Here is a 19,391-nt window from a genome sequence, read left to right on the forward strand (position 1 = left end):
AAAAAGTACAGCGGGCAACATTATTGCCCATCGATTCGGCCACTGCCAAGGCCATGAACCGTTACTTACCAGACGGGAGTGGCGCGTATCGGGCGGGCAGCGCGTATCCGATCAGTTAAACTTGCCGCTTTACTCAGGCTGGCGCGGATTGAACATGAAAATTTGTCTACCCTTATTGAAAACGGCCTTGCTGGGCGCAAGCTGCCTGCTGGCGGCCCCGGTTTTTGCCGCTGCGCCCGCTCCCTACCCGAACACCAGCGCCATGGGCGTGGGCCATGCGGAAAGCACGGCCTGGTATGCGGGCTGCCTGAAGGTCAAGGATGCGGCGCCGCCGCCGGCCGACCTGCCGGCGCCGTCCGCCGTGGCGTCCTTGCAGCAATGCCAGGCAACAGACCTGTATTACGATACCAAGAGTATGTCCTCGCCCAAGCCGGCCGACTGGCGTCCTGCGCGCCATTGCGCGATGGCAACGCAGAACAGCGCCGTATTGATGATGCTGTACCAGAATGGGCAGGGCGTGCAGAAAGACCCGCTGCTGGCGCTCAAGTATGCGTGCAGCATCGACGCGGCGCCGGCCGAGATGCAGGGCCGCATTGAACACTTGCAGAAGATCAATGCCAGCGGGCGCGGCATGATCGACTTGTGCGATGACATCACCAGCGGCTACATGATGGGCGTGTGCAGCGCCATCGATGCGCGGCAAAAGCAGCGCGCGCGCACGCAGGCGACAGGCAAGGTCAGCGCAAGCATGCCGGCCGTGGCGCAAGCGTCGCTGCAAAAGCTGCAGGCGGCCGCAAGCAAGTTTGCCGATGCGCGCGCGGCCTATGAAACGGACTTGAGCGGCACGGCGCGCGCCGCCCAGAGCATTGCGGCCCGCACGGCCGAACTCGATCTGCTGGCGCATGAGCTGCGCGAGTATGAAGCGGGCAAGCTGCCGGCCAGCATGACGAAGGAGCAGGCGGCGGCGCTCGACAAGGAACTCAACGCCATCTACGGCAAACTGATGAAAAAGCCGGCGCAGCCCCATGCGGGCGCCGTGGACAAGGACGGCATCCGCGCCACCCAGCGCCTGTGGCTTGCCTACCGCGATGCCTGGATGAATTTTGGCGCCGTGCGCTATCCGTCCGTCACCAGCGAGACCTGGGCCGGCCTGCTGACGTCGCGGCGCAATGCGCAGCTGCACGATTTGCTGGAGGATTGAGGCATGCGCGAAGCGTACTACCACGAAGACGATTTTTGCATGATCGAACTGCTGCCGCTGGATAACTTGCAGCACTGCGTGACGCAGATGGGCGAGCAGCAGGCGTTTGCCGATGCGCACCGCAGCGGCGCCGGCTGGACGGACATGTACGTCATCAAGGCGCCACCGTCGCCACTGCGCGCGCTGGGCCTGACGGCGGAGCAGCTGCGCCTGGCGCTGGCCGATGCCTTGCCGCCGTATGACGCCGTCTACACGGGCTACAGCAGTTACCGGGTGGAATGCAAGAACGTGCTGGCCTTCGGCGGCGACAAGACGGAGACCTTGTTTGCGGGCCTGGACGACCAGGGCATCGTGTGCGACCTGTGGTGCAGCGATGGCATGCCGCAACTGTTGCTGCTGCCCTTGAAAGCGCAGTTGCTGCTGGCCGACTGGGGCGCGGGCTTGGCCTGTCCGCTGGCCGATGGCGACTTGTTCGCCCGTTATTTGCAGGAAAACGAGCTCGGTTGATTCATTCGCAGGCGATGGCGTTTGGCTGCGCCACTTTCACCACGGACGCCAGGCGCGCCATGTCGTTGCCGTCGCCTTGTTCGACGTACGGTTGATATGTGTCAATGACGATGCGCGCACGCGCTTGCCAGCCGCAATTGTCGGCCTGGCGCGCGGGCACGCGCAGCCGCCGGCGCGCCTCGGCGTCGTTGCTGAAACAAAACCACGCATCGTGCGTGGCGGCAGGGCGGGGCAAGCGGCCCCATTGCGCCTTGTCGGGCGCGAAGCAGACGCGGTTGCCGATAATTTCCAGGCTCATCTCGTCCGTGCGGGTGCTGTACTGGCCGTCGAGCACGATGGGCGCTTGCGCCCGGGCGGACAGGCAAGCGGTGGCCAGGAGGAGGGCGGCGGCAAGTTTCATGCGGTTCTTTCGGGGCTGGCGAGACGAAGCGCCAGTATAACCGCGTGGCCGGAAACGCAAAAAGCCCATCCGTGAGGATAGGCTTTTTAGTACTGCGCATTCGTGGTAGGCCGTGCGGGATTCGAACCTGCGACCAACGGATTAAAAGTCCGCTGCTCTACCAGCTGAGCTAACGACCCGAAAGAGGCCGCATTATATATCAGTTGAAAAAGAATGCAAAGCATTCCTGCACGAAAATGACTATGGCTCAATGCAGGGCTGCCGTGAGCTTCAGCACTTCGGCGATGCTGGTCGTGCCATCGATGATCTTGCGCGCGCCGGCAAGGCGCAGCGGCGTCATGCCGTCGAGGATGCTCTGGCGGCGCAAGGCGTGCAGGTCGGCGCCCGCCTTGACCAGCTGGCCGAACGTTTCCGTCACGCTCAGCAGTTCATAAATGCCGGCCCGCCCCAGGTAGCCGCTGTGGCGGCACATGGCGCAGCCGGCGGGGCGGTACATGGCGTGGGGCCGTTCCAGCTGGCCGCCCGTCAGGCGCTGCCATGCAGCGTCGTCCGGGGCGCCGCCCGGCTGTTTGCAGGCCGGGCACAGGCAGCGCAGCAGGCGCTGCGCCAGCACGCCGATCAGGCACGCTTCCAGCAGATAGGCGGGCAAGCCCAGTTCCAGCAGGCGCATGACGGCCGAGGGCGCGTCGTTGGTATGCAGGGTCGACAGCACCAGGTGCCCCGTCAGCGCCGCCTGAATGGCCATCTCGGCCGTGGCCAGGTCGCGGATCTCGCCCACCATGATGATGTCGGGATCTTGCCGCATCAGCGCCCGCACGCCATCGGCAAACGACAGTTCGATGCCGGCCTGGGTTTGCACCTGCATCTGGTTGAAGGCCGGTTCGACCATTTCGATGGGGTCTTCCACCGTGCACACATTGACTTCGCTGCCGGCCAGCGCCTTCAGGGTGCTGTACAGTGTGCTGGTCTTGCCCGAGCCGGTGGGGCCCGTGATCAGCACGATGCCGTGCGTGCGCGCCGTCAGCTGGCGCCAGCGTTCGGCGTCCGCGGGCGGAAAACCCAGCTCCGCCAGGCTCTTGACGGCCACTTCCGGGTCGAAGATGCGCATGACGAGCTTTTCGCCGAAGGCCGTGGGCAAGGTCGACAGCCGCAGCTCGATTTCCTGCCCTTGCGCATTGCGCGTCTTGATGCGGCCATCCTGCGGGCGGCGCTTTTCCACCACATCCATGCGCCCGAGCAACTTGATGCGCGCCGTCATGGCCAGCATGACCACGGGCGGCAGCTGGTAGGCCTGGTGCAGGCGGCCGTCGATGCGCAGGCGCACGAGGCCCGCGTCGCGCTTCGGTTCCAGGTGGATGTCGGAGGCGCGCTGGGCGAACGCGTATTGCCACAGCCAGTCGACGATGCGCACCACGTGCTGGTCGTTGGCGTCGAGGCTGGTCTTGTTGCGCCCCAGCTCCACCAGCTGCTCGAAATTGTGGCGCAGCGCCAGGTCTTGCGTGGACGCTTGCCGGGCCACCTTGACGGAAGTGGCCAGACTGAAAAATTGCGCGATGGCGTCGGCGATGTGCAGCGGGTTGGCGATGACCAGGCTCAGCTTGCGCGGCGCCAGGTTTCCCAGCTGCGCCTGCCAAGCGAGCGCATACGGCTGGGCCGTGGCGATGACGATGCGCTCCACGGTGCTTTCCACGGGCAGGATGTTGAAGCGGGCCGCATAGCCGGCCGTCATGACGTCGGCCACCTGGCTGAAATCGATGTGCAAGGGATCGATGCGCAGATACGGCAGGCTTGCGCGTTGCGCCAGCCACGCGCACAGGGTATCGAGCGTGAGTGCGCCGTGGGCGATGCTGCACAGCGGATGCAAGGCGGGCGCCGGCAGCAGGGCGGCCTGGGTGGCGATGGCGGCCGCTTGCGCGGCGCCAAGCATGCCGTCTTCCTGCAGCCAGGCCAGCAGTTGCGGCAATTCCAGCGGCGTGTCGGGAGGTTGAGGAGGGGAAGCGGGCATGGCCGGCGCCTTTCCGGGCTGCCGGCCTTGCCTGGGACTGCCGGCGTTTACAGGGTGCTGACGATGCCCTTGACCCAGGACTTGGCGGGCAGCTTGGTCTCGGCGACGATTTGCTTGGCGCGCTCGAGCAGGGCGGCCTGTGCCTCGGTATCGAGCGCCACTTTCGTCTTGAAAGCGATCGCCACCACATTCCCATCATGGACTTCCGGCAGGCAGATCACCTGTTCGAACGCAAACTTCATCGCCTTGATGTTCTTTGCATAGCTGGGATGGTCGCCAAACAGGTTGACCGTCATGATGCCGTGCGGCGCCAGGCAGGCGCAGCAGGCGGCATAGAAGTCAGCGCTGTCGAGCACGGGACCGCGCGCCGTGGCGTCGTACAGATCCACCTGCAGGGCGTCCAGGGTACCGTGGTTGGCGTCGTCGTTGACGTAGTCGAGCGCATCCATCTCGCGCACGTGCAGGCGCTCGTCGTTGGGTGGCAGCTTGAACATCGAGGCGCAGATGGTGATGACGGATGGATTCAGTTCGATGGCCTCGACCTGCGCCTGCGGGAACTGGCGGTAGCAGAACTTGGTCAGCGCGGCCGTGCCCAGGCCCAGTTGGGTGATGCGCTGCGCTTGCTCGATCCACAGCATCCACGCCATCATCTGCTGCGCGTATTCGAGCTCCGGCCAGTCCGGCTTGCGGATGCGCATGGCGCCCTGCACCCATTCCGTGCCGAAATGCAGATAGCGCACGCCATCCATTTCAGACAGGGTGACAGGGGCGTAGCGGGGCTTGCGCGCAGGGCGCGAGGATTCGACTTGTTCGATGGATTTTCGTTTGATAAGCATAAGGCGGCCTGAAAGTGTGGCGCATTATAGCCCGTGCCGGGGAGGCATAAAAAATGCCGGCCCCGGAGAGTCGGCATTTTTCTACCCGTAATACTGAGTACCAACGTCTGACAGAAGCGTCGCGAGCGGAAGGCAGAGGTGGCCGAGAAGCGCAACCGTACTGAAGTACGGTGAGCATCGCAGGCCGCCTATGCCGACGCGCAGCAGCTTATGTCAGGCGTTACTGCTGAGCAGGTTCGATGGAGACCCGCAGACGGATGCGCTCGCCCGGATCGTAGGACATGATGCTTGTATAGTTGCGGCCGCGATAGTCGTAGGTGACCTGGTAGCCATTGTTGCGCGATTCCCAGTGGTCGACCTGGCGACATTGCTTGACGGCTTGTTCCTGCATGCCGCCCTGGTAGTTGTTCTGGTTGTCGACACGGTCGCCGACGACGGCGCCGGCGATCGCGCCCGCCGCTGCTGCTGCCGTGCGGCCATTGCCGCCACCGACCTGGCTGCCGAGCAGGGCGCCGGCGATACCGCCGACGATGGAGCCGCCAGCGCTGCGCTGTTGCGGCGGTGCCTGCACTTGCACGTATTCCGTACGGCACTCCTGGCGTGGACGATTGATCTGTTCCACTTGCGGCACGACGCGTACGACCTTGCCGAAATCTTCAAAGTCGGCGGCCTGGGCGAGTGGCAATGTGCCGAGACAAACGGCTGACAACATCAATTTGGCTTGCAAGTTCATTTGTAACCTCGTTATCTAGAGAATCTTTCAGGGTATTTTTTACAACTTGGGACTATAGTAATCCCGCCAGACCGGGGCAAGTGTTTCGCATGGCAACAAAATGTAACAGCCCAAGCCCCTTGCCCCACAGTCTGTAACATGCACTTTCAATCGATACAAGATGTTGAAGTGACTTGAAACCAGCGGTTTGTAACAAATCTTGCGTTTGACATCATATTCGGGTTGATTCATGCAGGACAACACGTTACCCTAATACGCGTATGGCTTATATAAAATCGCACTGAATCGCATAAAAGTTGATACAGATCGAATCACCGCGTGCGCATTGACCCGCGTGCGGGGATGCAATAAGAAGAGCAGCTAGAAAAAATCCATACATAACAGGTCGATTTGAGGGAAAAATGAGTTTGTTACTAACCGTGCCGCCCAACCTTGTCCAGTCCATCCGTGCCTTTCGCGTGACCGAATTACAAGACGAGGCGATCCGTCTCGGGCAGCACTTTTTATATGCGCATTGCAACGCTGGACAGACCAAACAACAAGTCATCGGCATTATTGCGGAAGCTTTCCTGTTTCCGAAAAACCTGGCGAAGAATTTCGATGCCCTGCGCCTGTGCCTGACGGACACCATGTTCAAGGCCGGCACGCAGACGGGCTTTCTGGTGGTGCTTGAGCAATTACCAAATACGCAAAAATTCGACAAGGAAGCGCGCGAGATCCTGCTCGACGTGTTCCGCGACGCGGCCGACTACTGGGCCGAGAAGAAAGTCCCGTTCCGCGTCTTCTATTCGTTTGAGTAAGCACCTACTCACGCTGCGGCGCCGCCAAACGAGCCTTTTTTGCCCCTATTGGGCGGCGTAATCCGGCAGCGGCGGCGGCCTGGCAAGTATGTTGCGTCGCAACAATAATAGCGGCCTTTCTTGGTTCGCTTCGCCATAGCGGGTACAATGCGCGCTATGAAAAATATCGTTATCCTCATTTCCGGACGCGGCAGCAACATGGAAGCGGTCGTGCGCGCGGCGCAAGCCGAGCAATGGCCAGCCCGTATTGCCGCCGTCATCAGTAACCGGGCCGATGCCCAGGGACTGGTTTTTGCCGCGGAACATGGGATAGCGACCGCAGTCGTTGCCAACAAGGATTATGCCAGCCGAGAACAGTTCGATGCGGCGCTGCAAGCCGTGATCGACGGCTTTGCCCCCGACCTGGTCGTGCTGGCCGGTTTCATGCGCATCCTGACGCCGCCCTTCGTCGAGCATTACGCGGGGCGCATGCTCAATATCCACCCGTCGCTGCTGCCGCTGTTCCCGGGCATGGCGACGCACCGCCAGGCGCTCGCGGCGGGCGTGACGGAACACGGCGCGACCGTGCATTTCGTAACTGCCGAGCTCGATCATGGCCCGGCCGTGGCGAGCGCGACCGTCCCCGTCTTGCCGGGCGACACAGAAGAGAGCTTATCGGCGCGCGTGCTGGTACAGGAACATCTGCTTTACCCGCGCGCCATTCGCCTGTTCATTGACGATAAACTGTCAGTCGAGCATGGCCAGGTCCGCGTGGATCCTCAATAAAATATTACAGGAAGAATAACAATGAGATTGCCTCCAGCGATACTTGCCAATGCTGAAGAAGTATTGCGCGAAATTTTACGTTTCACGGCCCCGGCCGACACCACCCTGTCGCGCTATTTCCGCGACCATCCGCGCCTCGGTTCGCGCGAACGCGGCGCCATCGCCGAAGGCATTTATGCCGTCCTGCGCAACAAATCGTTCTTCACGGATTTCGCCGAAGCGGGCAGCGGCCCGACCATGCGCCGCCTGACCATCCTCGGCCTGGCTGAAGCGGTGGGCGCCGACTCCTTGGGCGGCCTGACGGAAGAAGAAGTGGAATGGCTGGAACGCATCACGCAGATCGACCGCAGCCTGATGCCGGCGAACATGCGCGCCAACATGCCGACCTGGCTGTTCGACAAGCTGATCGCCCAGTTCGGCGAAGCGGAAACGATGAAGCTGGCCGATGCGCTGAACGCGCCGGCACCGCTGGACTTGCGCGTCAACTCGCTCAAGGCCACGCGCGACGACGTGATGCTGGCCCTGGCCGAAGCGCCGATTCTCAGCACGCCGACGCCGTATGCGCCGCTGGGCTTGCGCGTGATCAAGAAGCCATCGTTGCAAAACCTGCCGTTGTTCCAGAGCGGCGCCATCGAAGTGCAGGATGAAGGCAGCCAGATCCTGTCGCAGATCGTCGGCGCCAAGCGCGGCGAAATGGTGGTCGATTTCTGTGCCGGCGCGGGCGGCAAGACCCTGGCGCTGGGCGCGCTGATGCGCAACACGGGCCGTTTGTATGCGTTCGACGTGTCGGATAAACGCCTGGCCAAGCTGAAGCCGCGCATGGCCCGCAGCGGCCTGTCGAACGTGCATCCGGTGCTGATCGCGCATGAGCGCGATGCCAAGATCAAGCGCCTGGCCGGCAAGATCGACCGCGTGCTGGTCGATGCGCCGTGCAGCGGCCTGGGCACCCTGCGCCGCAATCCGGACGTGAAATGGCGCCAGCAACCGAACTCCATCGTCGAGCTGCAAGCCAAGCAGGCCGCCATCCTGGCCGGCGCGGCGCGCCTGGTCAAGGGCGGCGGCCGCCTGGTGTACGCCACCTGCAGTTTCCTGAACGAAGAAAACGATGCGATCGCCGAGCAGTTCCTGGCTGCCAACCCCGACTTCACCCTGGTGCCGATGCACAAGGTGCTGGCCGAGCAGAAGATCGAACTGGAAATGGGCGACTACCTGAAATTGTTGCCGCACTTGCATCAGACCGACGGCTTCTTCGCCGCCGTGTTCGAGCGCAAGGTCATGCCGAAAAAAGTCTACGCCGACGAAAAGCCGGCCGACGACGTTGACGCTGACGCAGCCGAATAAGCTGCTCTCGGGCCACCGCCGCGGCATCGCGGCGGTGGCCATGCACTTGCGCCAGCCCGTCTGGCGCAGGTTGCGGGCACCCCGCCCGATTATTTCCCCGCACTATCTTCCAGACCCCATCCGCCATGAATGAAACCCCGCTGCTTAACCTGATCACTGATTTTGTCGACGATTTCCGCCAGCCGGCTATTTTGTGGCAGGCGCTGGCGATCATTGCCTGCCTCGCCTTGAGCTGGCTGCTGGTGCGGCAGTTGCGCGTGTTCCTGCACCATCGGGCGGAAGCGGCCGCCACGCCGGCCGCGCCGGAAACCTTGCAGCGCACGGACAGTTTCATCCGCATTTTGACGCCCGTGCTGGCGGCCATGCTGCTGGGCATTGCGCAGCATTTCCTGGCCAAGTTCCAGTCGGTGAACTTGCTCAGCATCGCCATTCCCCTGTGCACCTCGATGGCGCTGGTGCGTTTCGGCTTCTATGTGCTGCGCCGCATTTTCGCCCGCCACGGCGAGATCAGCCCCACGATGTTGTTGCTGGAAAAAATCTTCACGGTGGTGGTCTGGGCCGGCATGGCCCTGTACATCACGGGCCTGTGGCCCGATTTGCATGCCTTCCTGGAAGGCATCGTCGTGCCGCTGGGACGCAACAAGGTGTCCGTGGCTGCCATCTTGCAAGCCGCTATTTCGGTCGCCGTGCTGCTGGTGCTGGCCATGTGGGCCGGTACCTCGCTCGACGAGCGCCTGATGAAAATGCAGGGCTTGCACACGTCCTTGCGCGTGGTGCTGTCGCGCATGGGCCGCGCCGTGCTGATCCTCGTTTCCGTGCTGGTCAGCCTGTCGCTGGTGGGCATCGACCTGACGGTGCTGTCCGTATTTGGCGGCGCCTTCGGCGTGGCGCTGGGCTTCGGCTTGCAAAAGATCGCCGCGAACTTCGTTTCCGGCTTCATCATCCTGCTCGACCGCAGCCTGACCATCGGCGACATGATCACCGTCGGTCAATTTACAGGCAAGGTCACGCAGATCAATACGCGCTATACTGTGTTACTGGGTGGCGATGGCGTTGAATCCATCGTGCCGAATGAAATGCTGATTTCCGGCGGCGTGCAGAACATGTCGTTGAGCAACCGCATGGTCTGGTTGTCGACGGCCGTATCGGTGGGCTATGAAACGGATCTCGATGTCATCTTCCCCTTGCTGGAAGCGGCGACGGCCAAGGTGCCGCGTGTGTCGCAAAGCAATCCGCCATCGGCGACCCTCGTGCGTTTCGGCGCCGACGGCCTCGACGTGCAGATCGGTTTCTGGATCGCCGATCCGGAAAACGGCACCGGCGGCGTGAAGTCGAATGTGAACCGCGCCATCTGGCGCACCTTGCAGGAACATAAGGTCACTGTACCGTTTCCGCAACGCGAATTGCGTATTGTTGGTACGCCTCCTGCCCCGCTCGCCAGCGCGGCAGACGGTGAGTCCCCGCCATCCGGCACCCAGCCTTAACCTCGCTGCCTGCCTCCGTTTTTGCCTGATAACACCCATTAGGGCGTACAATCACGCCTAAAATTAACTCTGCCGGACCTCCAGAGTCACTGGAGCGACCGTGCGCACGCCCTGTCCACTTGGAGTAGTAGTAATGACATTGAGTTCCGTTTTACACGACGTTTTGCAGTTCATGGCCACGGGGATTACCGATCTGTCCGCATGGCAAGTTTTCCTGTACACCATGGTGGTCACCCACATCACGATCGCCAGCGTCACGATTTACCTGCACCGCCACCAGGCCCACCGCGCGCTGGAATTGCATGCGCTTCCCAGCCATTTCTTCCGTTTCTGGCTGTGGCTGACGACGGGCCAGGTCACCAAGGAGTGGGCCGCCATCCACCGCAAGCACCATGCCAAGTGCGATACGGAAGAAGATCCGCACAGCCCCGTGACGCGCGGCATCAAGAAAGTGTTCTGGGAAGGCGCCGAACTGTACCGCGCTGAATCGAAGAACATGGAAACGATGGCCAAGTACGGCCACGGCACGCCGACGGACTGGATCGAGCGCAACCTGTACACCAAATACAGTTGGCTGGGCGTGGTGATCCTGTTCGTCGTGAATTTCGTCCTGTTCGGCGTGATCGGCATTTCCGTGTGGGCCGTGCAAATGATCTGGATCCCCATCACGGCGGCCGGCATCATCAACGGCATCGGCCACTACTGGGGCTACCGCAACTATGACTGCGCCGACGCGGCCACCAACATCATTCCGTTCGGCATCCTGATCGGCGGCGAAGAGTTGCACAACAATCACCATACGTATGCGACGTCGGCCAAGCTGTCGTCGAAATGGTATGAAATCGATATCGGCTGGGCGTATATCCGCGCGCTGGAAATGCTGGGCCTGGCCAAGGTGAAAAAGCTGGCGCCGGCACCGAAGTTTTCCCATGGCAAGATGGAGGCGGACTTCGAGACCTTGCAGTCCGTCATCGCCAACCGCTACGACGTGATGGCCAAGTATGCGAAATCGATCAAGCATGCCTGGAAGGAAGAGCTGGAACATCTGAAACACAAGGCGGAGCTGGAAAAGCGTTTCCTGAAATCATCGCGCAAGCTGATGCAGCGCGAGCCGGGCAAGCTGGCCGATGCGCACCATGAGCAACTGTCGGAACTGTTCCAGCACAGCAAGGCGCTGGAAACCATGCACCACATGCGCGTGGAGCTGGGCGCCATCTGGGAGCGTTCGCACTTTACGCGCGAGCAACTGCTGCAGAAGCTGCAAGACTGGTGCGCGCGCGCCGAAGCGTCGGGTATCCAGTCGCTGCAGGACTTTTCCTTGCGCCTGCGCAGTTATGCATAAAGTGATGCATAAGTAAGCTGCTGCATATCAAGGCCCTGGTTTCCAGGGCTTTTTTTCGTCCCGGCACAAGGGCGGGAGGAGGGCGTGAAAATCGGGGCGAAAAAAAACCGCTCATCGGAGCGGCTCTTTTTACAGAACACAAGATCAATTACTTGATTTTGGTTTCTTTGTACGTGACGTGCTTGCGTGCTTTAGGATCGAATTTCATGATCTCCATTTTCGCAGGCGTCGTACGCTTGTTTTTGGTGGTCGTGTAGAAGTGACCCGTACCGGCGGTCGATTCTAACTTGATTTTGTCGCGGCCTGATTTTGCCATGATAGCTCCCTTATTCTGCTAATTAGACTTTTTCGCCACGAGCGCGCATATCGACCAATACGGCGTCGATGCCGACTTTATCGATGACGCGCAGACCGGCGTTGGACAAACGCAGGGAGACCCAGCGGTTTTCAGATTCAACAAAAATACGACGATTCTGCAAGTTAGGCAAAAAACGACGTTTGGTTTTGTTGTTTGCATGGGAAACATTGTTGCCGACCATCGGCTTCTTCCCAGTGACTTGGCAAACACGTGCCATGGCGCACTCCTTAAAGATATTCCAAATTGGAAAAACGAGAGTATATCCAAAATAAGCAGATTTATCAATGACTTGCGAAAAACAATTGTGTCATGTTGCATTGGATTTATTTAACAATTTGACTTTTACCCTTCTTCCTAGGGGAAAGCACTGGTAAACAGCGCTGTTTACTGTTAGACAAGCGTCCCGCTGCTGTCACGTATGTCCTTGTTTACACATGGTTAACTGTGAATCGGCTGGCGCCGGCCTAGATCTGGCCATGTTCCGCAAACGAATGCACTTGCCGCCCGGCCACGACGAAATGGTCGAGGATGCGCACGTCCACCAGCGACAACGCTTGCGCCAGCGCGCGCGTCAGCAATAGATCCGATTCGCTCGGTTCCGGCGAGCCGGACGGGTGGTTGTGGGCCAGCATGACGCTGGCCGCGTTGTGCAGCAGCGCCTGTTTCACCACTTCGCGCGGATACACGCTGGTGTGGGTGAGGGTGCCGCGAAACATTTCCTGCGTCGTGATCAGGCGGTTCTTGACGTCCAAAAACAACACGTGAAACGCTTCATGCGCCAGATTGCCCAGGGTTAGGCGCAAATAATCTTTGACGGCGTGCGGCGAATGGAGGGCTTGCCCCGCCTGCAAATCTTCGATGATGGCGCGCCGCGCCAGTTCCAGCACCGCTTGCAGCTGGGCGAACTTGGCGCTGCCCATGCCATGCACGGCGGAAAAACTCACGAGGCTGGCGCCAAACAGGCCACGCAGGGAGCCGAAGTGTTCGACCGTGTCGCGCGCCAGCTCCACGGCGCTCTTGCCGCGCACGCCCGTGCGCAGAAACACGGCCAGCAATTCCGCATCCGACAGCGACTGCGCGCCATCTTCGATCAGGCGTTCGCGCGGCCGTTCGCCGGCCGGCCAATCCTTGATGCCCATGTTGTTCTCCTGTTTGGCACCGGCGCGCGCCCCAGTGCGGCCTTCTTTGACGAAGCCATGGGGCAGGCGCGGCCAGTGTGGCTTACAATATCGTTTTGCACCAGTTACCTGAAAACTACTATGTCCAACGAGCAACCAGCAGTCGTCACCGAAGCCGCTTACCTCACCCTGCATTATCGTCTTGCTACTGTTGACGGTACTGATATTGTCACTACCTTCAGCGGAAATCCCGCGACCTTGATGCTGGGACAGGGCCAGCTGGCGCCATTCCTCGAGCAACGCCTGCTGGGCTTGCCTGAAGGCACGCACCAGACGTTCGAGCTGGCGGCCGGCGAAGGCTTTGGCGAACGCAATCCCGAGCTGGTGCAATCCGTTTCGCGCGCGACGCTGGACGAGAACTCGGTGCCGGGCGCCGACTACAAGATCGGTGACCTGGTCGACTTCGCCGCGCCGGGCGGCGGCCGCTTTGCCGGCGTGCTGCGCGAAATGCGCGAGGATTCTGCCCTGTTCGACTTCAACCATCCGCTGGCCGGCCAGCCGCTGCGTTTTGAAGTCAAGCTCATTTCGGTCCTGTAAGGAATAGCGATGGATAAAGAACTGTTACTGGCCCAGCCCCGCGGTTTCTGCGCTGGCGTCGACCGGGCGATCGAAATCGTCGAGCGCGCCTTGCAGCAATTTGGCGCACCGATCTACGTGCGCCATGAAATCGTCCACAACGCCTATGTGGTGGCCGACTTGCGCAACAAGGGCGCCATCTTTATTGATGACCTCGACGACGTGCCTGCTGGCAATACGCTCGTGTTTTCCGCGCATGGCGTGTCGAAAGCCGTGCGCGCCGAGGCGGAGTCGCGCGGCCTGAGCATTTTTGATGCGACTTGCCCTCTGGTCACCAAGGTTCACATGGAAGTGGGCAAGATGCGCCGCGAAGGCCGCGAGATCATCATGATCGGCCACGACGGCCATCCCGAGGTGGAAGGCACGATGGGCCAGGCCGACATGGGCATGCATCTGGTGGAAACGCTCGACGATGTGGCGGCATTGCAGGTCGCCAATCCGGACAGTCTGGCCTATGTTTCGCAAACAACGTTGTCAGTTGACGACACCAGCGACATTATTGCGGCCTTGAAAGCGAAATATCCGAATATCGCCGAGCCGAAAAAAGGCGACATTTGCTACGCCACCACCAACCGTCAGGAAGCCGTGAAATTCATGGCGCCGCAAGTGGAAGTGGTGATCGTTGTGGGCAGCCCGAACAGTTCGAATTCGAACCGCTTGCGCGAAGTGGCCGAGAAGATGGGCACGCCCGCCTACATGGTCGACAATGCCTCGCAGATCGACCCCGCCTGGCTGGAAGGCAAGCTGCGCGTGGGTGTCACGGCTGGCGCCTCGGCGCCCGAGGTGCTGGTGCAAGCCGTCATCGACCGCTTGAAAGAGTGCGGCGTGAAGAGCGTGCGTCCGCTCGATGGCGTACAGGAAGCCGTCACGTTCCCGATGCCGAAAGGCCTCGATGGCATCAAGCGCGACGTCGCCTGAGCCTGCGGGACGATTGAGTATCGATGAGATAGTTGCTTCAAAACCGAATTTAATTCGGAAATGATCGGTTTATTCCAAGTTTAGTTTTTGCAAAAGATCGTTATGATTGCCTCAAGCTTGAATATGTTGTCGTTATGACTAAGCAAGGTCACGCCCGTTTTGAGTGCGTGCACCATGTTGGTGAGAACGGTCCAGGGATGGCACTGCAGGATTTCTTCCTCCGGTGCCGTTTTTGTATCAGCGACATGTTCCGGCGGAAGTTGTTCCCGAAAAATGTATATTTGATAGGGCAATCTGACCATGGATACATTCATCCAGCAAATCATCAACGGCTTGGTGTTGGGCAGCATGTATGCCTTGATCGCCCTCGGTTACACCATGGTGTACGGCGTGTTGAACCTGATCAACTTCGCCCACGGCGATGTGCTCATGATCGGCGCCATGGTGGGCTTGACCATCCTTAAGCTGCTGGGCATTTATGTGCCGGACTGGCCCGGCTATTTGAAACTGGCCACCGCCATCCTTGGTGCCATTCCCATCTGTATTCTGGTCAACATCTTCATCGAGCGGGTCGCCTACCGCCGCCTGCGCAACGCCCCCCGCCTCGCCCCCCTGATTACCGCCATCGGCGTCTCCATCCTGCTGCAAACCTTCGCCATGATGATCTGGACGCGCAATCCGCTGCCATTTCCCCAGTTGCTGTCGACCGACCCGCTGCACATCGGTGGTGCTGTTATTTCCCAAACGCAGGTATTGCTGCTGGCCCTGGCCGCCATTTCCATGGGATCCCTGGTCTTACTTATTGAGAAAACCAAGATGGGCCGCGCCATGCGGGCCACGGCGGAGAACCCCCGCGTGGCGGGCCTCATGGGGGTCGATTCCGACAAGGTCATCGTCGCCACCTTTGCCATCGGCGCCGCGCTGGCCGCCGTGGCGGGCGTGATGTGGGGCGCCAACTATGCTTCGGTAAAGTTTTCGATGGGAGCGCTTCCCGGGCTGAAGGCATTTTGCGCGGCCGTGCTGGGCGGCATCGGCAATATCTATGGCGCCATGCTGGGCGGCATCCTGCTGGGCCTCATCGAGAGCCTGGGCGCCGGGTATATCGCCTATCTCACCGGTGGTTTCCTCGGCAGCAATTACCAGGATATCTTTGCCTTCATCGTGCTGATCATCGTGCTGACCCTGCGCCCGTCCGGCATCATGGGCGAACGCGTGGCCGACCGCGCCTGACGTCATCCATAAAAACAAGGAGTTGACCATCATGGCACTACTCGATTTTAACGCTAAGAAAAATCCGACCAAAGCCTACGCCGGCATGCTGGGCCTGGCCGCGCTGCTGATGGTATTCCCGTTTTTTGCCGCCCAGTTCGGCAATTCATGGGTGCGCATCGTCGACATGGCCTTGCTGTACATCATGCTGGCCCTGGGCTTGAACATCGTCGTCGGCTTTGCCGGCCTGCTCGACCTCGGCTACATCGCCTTCTACGCCGTGGGTGCCTACCTGACGGCCTTGCTGGCGTCGCCGCAGTTCGCCATCCTGCTTGAATCGGTGGTGAACCAGTATCCGGTGCTGGGCGCATCCCTGGTGCAACTGATGGGGCCGGAAATCCGCGAAAACGGCATCCACCTGTCTATCTGGATCATCGTGCCCCTGGCCGCTGCTGTGGCTGGCCTGTGCGGCGCCTTGCTAGGTGCGCCGACCTTGAAACTGCGCGGCGACTATCTGGCCATCGTGACCCTGGGCTTTGGCGAGATCATCCGTATTTTCATGGGCAACTTGAATGAGCCCATCAATTTTACGAATGGCGTGCAAGGCATCAACATGGTTGACCCGATCCGCATCTTCGGCGTCAACCTGGCGGGCGAGGCGGGTACCAACAGCACCGTCGTGGTCGGCGGCTTTTCCATGCCGTCCGTGAACGCGTATTACTTTTTGTTCCTGTTTCTGTGCATCGCCGTCGTGTTCGTCACCAAGCGCCTGCAGCATTCGCGCCTGGGCCGCGCCTGGGTCGCCATCCGCGAAGACGAGATCGCCGCCAAGGCCATGGGCATCAATACCCGCAACGTCAAATTGCTGGCCTTTTCCATGGGCGCCTCGTTCGGCGGCGTGGCGGGCGCCATGTTTGCCGCCTTCCAGGGCTTTGTCGCGCCGGAATCGTTCTCGCTGACGGAATCGATCGCCGTACTGGCCATGGTAGTGCTGGGCGGCATCGGCCATGTCCCTGGCGTGATCCTGGGCGGCGTGATCCTTGCTTCCATACCCGAAGTGTTGCGCCATGTCGTCGAGCCGGCGCAGAAGGCGCTGTTTGGCGAGATCATCATCGACGCTGAAGTACTGCGCCAGTTGCTGTACGGTCTGGCCATGGTACTTATTATGCTTATACGCCCTGCCGGCCTCTGGCCATCGCCGAAGCACGAAGACCGGCCGGACCACGATGTCGACCAGCCCGACAAATCCACCGGCGTCGTGTCCGCGTAAGGGAGGGATAGCATGAGCGAACAGATCATTCTCAATATCGCCGGCGTAAATAAACGTTTCGGCGGCTTGCAGGCGTTGACGGACGTGGGCATTACCATCAAGCAAGGGCAGATTTATGGCTTGATCGGCCCGAACGGTGCCGGCAAGACGACCTTCTTCAACGTCATTACAGGCCTGTACCAGCCCGACACGGGCACTTTCGAGCTGGCCGGCAAGCCATATTCGCCGTCCGCGCCGCACAAGGTGGCGAAGGCGGGCATCGCGCGCACGTTTCAGAACATCCGTCTGTTTGGCGACATGACGGCGCTGGAAAACGTCATGGTGGGGCGCCACGTGCGCTCGCACCAGGGCGTGTTCGGCGCCATCTTCCGCCACAGGGCGGCGCGCGAGGAAGAAGCGTCCATCCGCCGGCGCGCCATGGAGCTGCTCGATTTCGTCGGCATCGCCCAGTTCGCCAGCCGCACGGCGCGCTTCCTGTCGTACGGCGACCAGCGGCGCCTGGAAATCGCCCGCGCGCTGGCCACCGACCCGCAACTGCTGGCACTCGACGAACCGGCGGCCGGCATGAACGCGACGGAAAAGCTGGCCCTGCGCGAGTTGCTGGTGAAAATCAAGGCCGAAGGCAAGACCGTGCTGTTGATCGAGCACGACGTGAAACTGATGATGGGATTGTGCGACCGCATCACGGTGCTTGAGTATGGCAAGCGCATCGCGGAAGGCTTGCCGGCCGAAATACAACAAAACCCGGCCGTCATCGAGGCTTACCTGGGAGGGTCGCACGCATGAGTAACAGTGTACTGAAGGTATCGGGCTTGCACGTGGCCTACGGCGGCATCAAGGCCGTGAAAGGCATCGACCTGGAAGTCAACCAGGGCGAGCTGATCGCCCTCATCGGCGCGAACGGCGCCGGCAAGACGACGACCTTGAAAGCCATCACGGGCACATTACCTGCATGCAAGATCGAAGGGACGATCAGTTACCTGGGCGAAGCGCTCAAGGGCACGAAATCGTTCCACCTGGTGGAAAGGAAGCTGGCCATGGTGCCGGAAGGACGGGGCGTGTTTACCCGCATGTCGATCCGCGAAAACCTCATGATGGGCGCCTACACGCGCACGGACAAGGCGGGTGTCGAGGATGACATTGCCAAGTGGTTCGACGTGTTTCCGCGCCTCAAGGAGCGGGCGGCGCAGATGGCCGGCACCCTGTCGGGCGGCGAGCAGCAAATGCTGGCCATGGCACGCGCCCTGATGAGCCATCCGAAGCTGTTGCTGCTCGACGAGCCGTCGATGGGCCTGTCGCCCATCATGGTCGAGAAAATCTTCGAGGTGATCCGCAAGGTGTCGTCCGAAGGCATCACGATCTTGCTGGTCGAACAGAATGCCCGTTTGGCCCTGCAGGCGGCGCACCGTGGCTATGTGATGGATTCCGGCCTGGTCACCATGGGCGGCAACGCGGCGGCCATGCTCGACGACCCGCGCGTGAAGGCGGCGTATCTGGGCGAGTAAGCTGCCAGGAAATATTTTGGCATAAAAAATGCCCCAGCTGGGCTGGGGCATAATGGCATCCGTCAGGGAAGTGCGGGATGGATGCCTGGAGGAGCAGGTAACAGCGGACCGCCGTGGCGGTCGCGCGATAATTACTTGGCAGCAGCGCGCGGCACGACTTTTTCAGCCGCTTGCGTGAACTGGTTCACGGCCGAGGTCAGGTTCGCTTCGATCGCTTCAACGGCTTGTTTGCTGGTTTTCGAGAACTGCTCGTAGCCTGCATTGGCGTTGCCGATGGCGCTTTTCAGGATGGCGACGGCGTTTTCCGAACCGGCTGGCGCGTTCTTGGTGACTTCTTCCACCAGGGACAGGACTTTGCGGTTGGTTTCAGCGATTTGCGTTTCAGCAGCTTTGCTGAACTCGGCTTGGGTGCCCGACGTGATGGCAGCCAGATGGCGGCCGTAAGCGATGGCTTTTTCGGCGCTAGGCTGGGCTTGAGCAGCGCTCAGCGAGAAGAATTCTTGTGGATCTTTTGCCGACAGCAATTGCTTGGCGGCGGCGGTCGATTCTTCCAGGGTCGCCTTGGCAGCGGTCAGGTTCAGTTCGACGATCTTTTCGATGCCTTCGAACGCTTTGCCCGTCAGCGACGAGAACAGGGCGAATTGGGCTTCCAGGTTGGCTTTGGTAGCGGACGAAAATTGCTCAGGAATTGAAAACATATAAATCTCCAAAAAATCGAAATCTGGTTAATTTGATGCTGCGTGTACCGTTTGGGAAAGCAGGTGAATCTAAATTTTTCAAGCTGAACAAGAATTGTGCAACGCAACAAACCCTATTCTACGGCGAAAAAAAACGAAGTCAAGCGTTTCTTGTGCGATGCAACAATTGAATAGATTTGCATCAAAAGTCATTGTTTCTAAAGAGAAATATTTGATTTCTACGTGTCAATGGTTTATGTCTAAACCATCATTTCCAGTGGCTGCG

Annotated in this window: 21 protein-coding genes and 1 tRNA gene; 13 read left to right on the forward strand and 9 right to left on the reverse strand. The window is 60.4% G+C overall.

Annotated features, from left to right (window positions below; all coding sequences use genetic code 11):
- Positions 1-154: 154 nt before the first annotated feature.
- Positions 155-1,201, forward strand: coding sequence for a lysozyme inhibitor LprI family protein (locus tag CBW66_RS29250; RefSeq protein WP_086140012.1), 1,047 nt, complete (start codon positions 155-157; stop codon positions 1,199-1,201).
- A 3-nt stretch (positions 1,202-1,204) separates the two neighbouring features.
- Positions 1,205-1,708 (forward strand): hypothetical protein, encoded by a 504-nt coding sequence (locus CBW66_RS17435; RefSeq protein ID WP_086140011.1) that lies wholly within the window; start codon positions 1,205-1,207, stop codon positions 1,706-1,708.
- Position 1,709: 1 nt separating this feature from the next.
- Here CBW66_RS17435 and CBW66_RS17440 read toward each other — a convergent pair whose 3' ends face one another.
- The 5 genes from CBW66_RS17440 to CBW66_RS17460 all read right to left on the reverse strand — a co-directional run bounded on the left by CBW66_RS17440 (position 1,710) and on the right by CBW66_RS17460 (position 5,682).
- Complete coding sequence (locus tag CBW66_RS17440; RefSeq protein WP_086140010.1) at positions 1,710-2,108, reverse strand: hypothetical protein; 399 nt, start codon at positions 2,106-2,108, stop codon at positions 1,710-1,712.
- A gap of 103 nt (positions 2,109-2,211) precedes the next feature.
- A tRNA-Lys gene (locus tag CBW66_RS17445) sits at positions 2,212-2,287 on the reverse strand.
- 68 nt (positions 2,288-2,355) lie between these two features.
- On the reverse strand, positions 2,356-4,113 hold the full coding sequence (locus CBW66_RS17450) for a GspE/PulE family protein (protein ID WP_086140009.1): 1,758 nt from the start codon (positions 4,111-4,113) through the stop codon (positions 2,356-2,358).
- A gap of 47 nt (positions 4,114-4,160) precedes the next feature.
- Complete coding sequence (locus CBW66_RS17455; RefSeq protein ID WP_086140008.1) at positions 4,161-4,949, reverse strand: spermidine synthase; 789 nt, start codon at positions 4,947-4,949, stop codon at positions 4,161-4,163.
- A 220-nt stretch (positions 4,950-5,169) separates the two neighbouring features.
- Positions 5,170-5,682: a glycine zipper 2TM domain-containing protein gene (locus tag CBW66_RS17460; protein WP_070224495.1), complete on the reverse strand. Its 513-nt coding sequence runs from the start codon at positions 5,680-5,682 to the stop codon at positions 5,170-5,172.
- Positions 5,683-6,083: 401 nt separating this feature from the next.
- Here CBW66_RS17460 and CBW66_RS17465 point away from each other — a divergent pair, with 401 nt between their 5' ends.
- From CBW66_RS17465 to CBW66_RS17485, 5 genes are all read left to right on the forward strand, one after another.
- Positions 6,084-6,482 (forward strand): barstar family protein, encoded by a 399-nt coding sequence (locus CBW66_RS17465; protein WP_034747450.1) that lies wholly within the window; start codon positions 6,084-6,086, stop codon positions 6,480-6,482.
- A 156-nt stretch (positions 6,483-6,638) separates the two neighbouring features.
- On the forward strand, positions 6,639-7,247 hold the full coding sequence (gene purN / locus CBW66_RS17470) for a phosphoribosylglycinamide formyltransferase (protein ID WP_086140007.1): 609 nt from the start codon (positions 6,639-6,641) through the stop codon (positions 7,245-7,247).
- A 21-nt stretch (positions 7,248-7,268) separates the two neighbouring features.
- On the forward strand, positions 7,269-8,588 hold the full coding sequence (locus CBW66_RS17475) for an RsmB/NOP family class I SAM-dependent RNA methyltransferase (RefSeq protein ID WP_086140006.1): 1,320 nt from the start codon (positions 7,269-7,271) through the stop codon (positions 8,586-8,588).
- 125 nt (positions 8,589-8,713) lie between these two features.
- A complete protein-coding gene (locus CBW66_RS17480) occupies positions 8,714-10,072 on the forward strand; it encodes a mechanosensitive ion channel family protein (protein WP_086140005.1) in 1,359 nt (452 codons plus the stop codon).
- Between the two features lie 133 nt (positions 10,073-10,205).
- On the forward strand, positions 10,206-11,414 hold the full coding sequence (locus CBW66_RS17485; protein ID WP_086140004.1) for a fatty acid desaturase: 1,209 nt from the start codon (positions 10,206-10,208) through the stop codon (positions 11,412-11,414).
- Positions 11,415-11,562: 148 nt separating this feature from the next.
- Here CBW66_RS17485 and rpmG read toward each other — a convergent pair whose 3' ends face one another.
- The 3 genes from rpmG to radC form a co-directional block, all read right to left on the reverse strand.
- Positions 11,563-11,730 (reverse strand): 50S ribosomal protein L33, encoded by a 168-nt coding sequence (gene rpmG, locus CBW66_RS17490; RefSeq protein WP_010400929.1) that lies wholly within the window; start codon positions 11,728-11,730, stop codon positions 11,563-11,565.
- Positions 11,731-11,752: 22 nt separating this feature from the next.
- Complete coding sequence (gene rpmB, locus CBW66_RS17495) at positions 11,753-11,989, reverse strand: 50S ribosomal protein L28 (RefSeq protein WP_010400928.1); 237 nt, start codon at positions 11,987-11,989, stop codon at positions 11,753-11,755.
- A gap of 247 nt (positions 11,990-12,236) precedes the next feature.
- A complete protein-coding gene (gene radC, locus CBW66_RS17500) occupies positions 12,237-12,911 on the reverse strand; it encodes a DNA repair protein RadC (RefSeq protein ID WP_086140003.1) in 675 nt (224 codons plus the stop codon).
- 120 nt (positions 12,912-13,031) lie between these two features.
- On the opposite strand from radC, the gene CBW66_RS17505 reads away from it, so the two are divergent.
- From CBW66_RS17505 to CBW66_RS17535, 6 genes are all read left to right on the forward strand, one after another.
- Entirely contained in the window at positions 13,032-13,487 is a 456-nt protein-coding gene (locus tag CBW66_RS17505) for a peptidylprolyl isomerase (protein ID WP_070224501.1), read from the forward strand.
- 9 nt (positions 13,488-13,496) lie between these two features.
- Positions 13,497-14,444, forward strand: coding sequence for a 4-hydroxy-3-methylbut-2-enyl diphosphate reductase (gene ispH, locus CBW66_RS17510; protein ID WP_086140002.1), 948 nt, complete (start codon positions 13,497-13,499; stop codon positions 14,442-14,444).
- 300 nt (positions 14,445-14,744) lie between these two features.
- Positions 14,745-15,674 carry a branched-chain amino acid ABC transporter permease gene (locus CBW66_RS17520; protein WP_086140000.1) on the forward strand — a complete coding sequence of 310 codons (930 nt, stop codon included), beginning with the start codon at positions 14,745-14,747 and terminating at the stop codon, positions 15,672-15,674.
- A 31-nt stretch (positions 15,675-15,705) separates the two neighbouring features.
- Positions 15,706-16,923: an ABC transporter ATP-binding protein gene (locus CBW66_RS17525; protein WP_086140028.1), complete on the forward strand. Its 1,218-nt coding sequence runs from the start codon at positions 15,706-15,708 to the stop codon at positions 16,921-16,923.
- A gap of 12 nt (positions 16,924-16,935) precedes the next feature.
- On the forward strand, positions 16,936-17,709 hold the full coding sequence (locus CBW66_RS17530; protein ID WP_086139999.1) for an ABC transporter ATP-binding protein: 774 nt from the start codon (positions 16,936-16,938) through the stop codon (positions 17,707-17,709).
- Positions 17,706-18,428: an ABC transporter ATP-binding protein gene (locus tag CBW66_RS17535; protein WP_086139998.1), complete on the forward strand. Its 723-nt coding sequence runs from the start codon at positions 17,706-17,708 to the stop codon at positions 18,426-18,428. Before CBW66_RS17530 ends, CBW66_RS17535 begins: the two co-directional genes overlap by 4 nt.
- 131 nt (positions 18,429-18,559) lie before the next feature.
- Here CBW66_RS17535 and CBW66_RS17540 read toward each other — a convergent pair whose 3' ends face one another.
- Positions 18,560-19,126 (reverse strand): phasin family protein, encoded by a 567-nt coding sequence (locus CBW66_RS17540; RefSeq protein ID WP_070224506.1) that lies wholly within the window; start codon positions 19,124-19,126, stop codon positions 18,560-18,562.
- Positions 19,127-19,391: the final 265 nt, after the last annotated feature.

This window comes from Janthinobacterium sp. GW456P, from assembly GCF_002127655.1.
Classification (GTDB): Bacteria; Pseudomonadota; Gammaproteobacteria; order Burkholderiales; family Burkholderiaceae_D; genus Janthinobacterium.

Excerpts from the sequence above, each read along its gene's own strand:
- CBW66_RS29250 (WP_086140012.1), top strand. The coding sequence starts at position 155 with ATGAAAATTTGTCTACCCTTATTGAAAACGGCCTTGCTGGGCGCAAGC.
- CBW66_RS17535 (WP_086139998.1), top strand. The coding sequence starts at position 17,706 with ATGAGTAACAGTGTACTGAAGGTATCGGGCTTGCACGTGGCCTACGGC.
- CBW66_RS17525 (WP_086140028.1), top strand. The coding sequence starts at position 15,706 with ATGGCACTACTCGATTTTAACGCTAAGAAAAATCCGACCAAAGCCTAC.
- purN (WP_086140007.1), top strand. The coding sequence starts at position 6,639 with ATGAAAAATATCGTTATCCTCATTTCCGGACGCGGCAGCAACATGGAA.
- CBW66_RS17530 (WP_086139999.1), top strand. The coding sequence starts at position 16,936 with ATGAGCGAACAGATCATTCTCAATATCGCCGGCGTAAATAAACGTTTC.
- ispH (WP_086140002.1), top strand. The coding sequence starts at position 13,497 with ATGGATAAAGAACTGTTACTGGCCCAGCCCCGCGGTTTCTGCGCTGGC.
- rpmG (WP_010400929.1), bottom strand. The coding sequence starts at position 11,730 with ATGGCAAAATCAGGCCGCGACAAAATCAAGTTAGAATCGACCGCCGGT.
- rpmB (WP_010400928.1), bottom strand. The coding sequence starts at position 11,989 with ATGGCACGTGTTTGCCAAGTCACTGGGAAGAAGCCGATGGTCGGCAAC.
- CBW66_RS17465 (WP_034747450.1), top strand. The coding sequence starts at position 6,084 with ATGAGTTTGTTACTAACCGTGCCGCCCAACCTTGTCCAGTCCATCCGT.
- CBW66_RS17475 (WP_086140006.1), top strand. The coding sequence starts at position 7,269 with ATGAGATTGCCTCCAGCGATACTTGCCAATGCTGAAGAAGTATTGCGC.
- CBW66_RS17485 (WP_086140004.1), top strand. The coding sequence starts at position 10,206 with ATGACATTGAGTTCCGTTTTACACGACGTTTTGCAGTTCATGGCCACG.
- CBW66_RS17460 (WP_070224495.1), bottom strand. The coding sequence starts at position 5,682 with ATGAACTTGCAAGCCAAATTGATGTTGTCAGCCGTTTGTCTCGGCACA.
- CBW66_RS17435 (WP_086140011.1), top strand. The coding sequence starts at position 1,205 with ATGCGCGAAGCGTACTACCACGAAGACGATTTTTGCATGATCGAACTG.
- CBW66_RS17505 (WP_070224501.1), top strand. The coding sequence starts at position 13,032 with ATGTCCAACGAGCAACCAGCAGTCGTCACCGAAGCCGCTTACCTCACC.
- CBW66_RS17450 (WP_086140009.1), bottom strand. The coding sequence starts at position 4,113 with ATGCCCGCTTCCCCTCCTCAACCTCCCGACACGCCGCTGGAATTGCCG.
- CBW66_RS17540 (WP_070224506.1), bottom strand. The coding sequence starts at position 19,126 with ATGTTTTCAATTCCTGAGCAATTTTCGTCCGCTACCAAAGCCAACCTG.
- CBW66_RS17455 (WP_086140008.1), bottom strand. The coding sequence starts at position 4,949 with ATGCTTATCAAACGAAAATCCATCGAACAAGTCGAATCCTCGCGCCCT.
- CBW66_RS17440 (WP_086140010.1), bottom strand. The coding sequence starts at position 2,108 with ATGAAACTTGCCGCCGCCCTCCTCCTGGCCACCGCTTGCCTGTCCGCC.
- CBW66_RS17520 (WP_086140000.1), top strand. The coding sequence starts at position 14,745 with ATGGATACATTCATCCAGCAAATCATCAACGGCTTGGTGTTGGGCAGC.
- CBW66_RS17480 (WP_086140005.1), top strand. The coding sequence starts at position 8,714 with ATGAATGAAACCCCGCTGCTTAACCTGATCACTGATTTTGTCGACGAT.
- radC (WP_086140003.1), bottom strand. The coding sequence starts at position 12,911 with ATGGGCATCAAGGATTGGCCGGCCGGCGAACGGCCGCGCGAACGCCTG.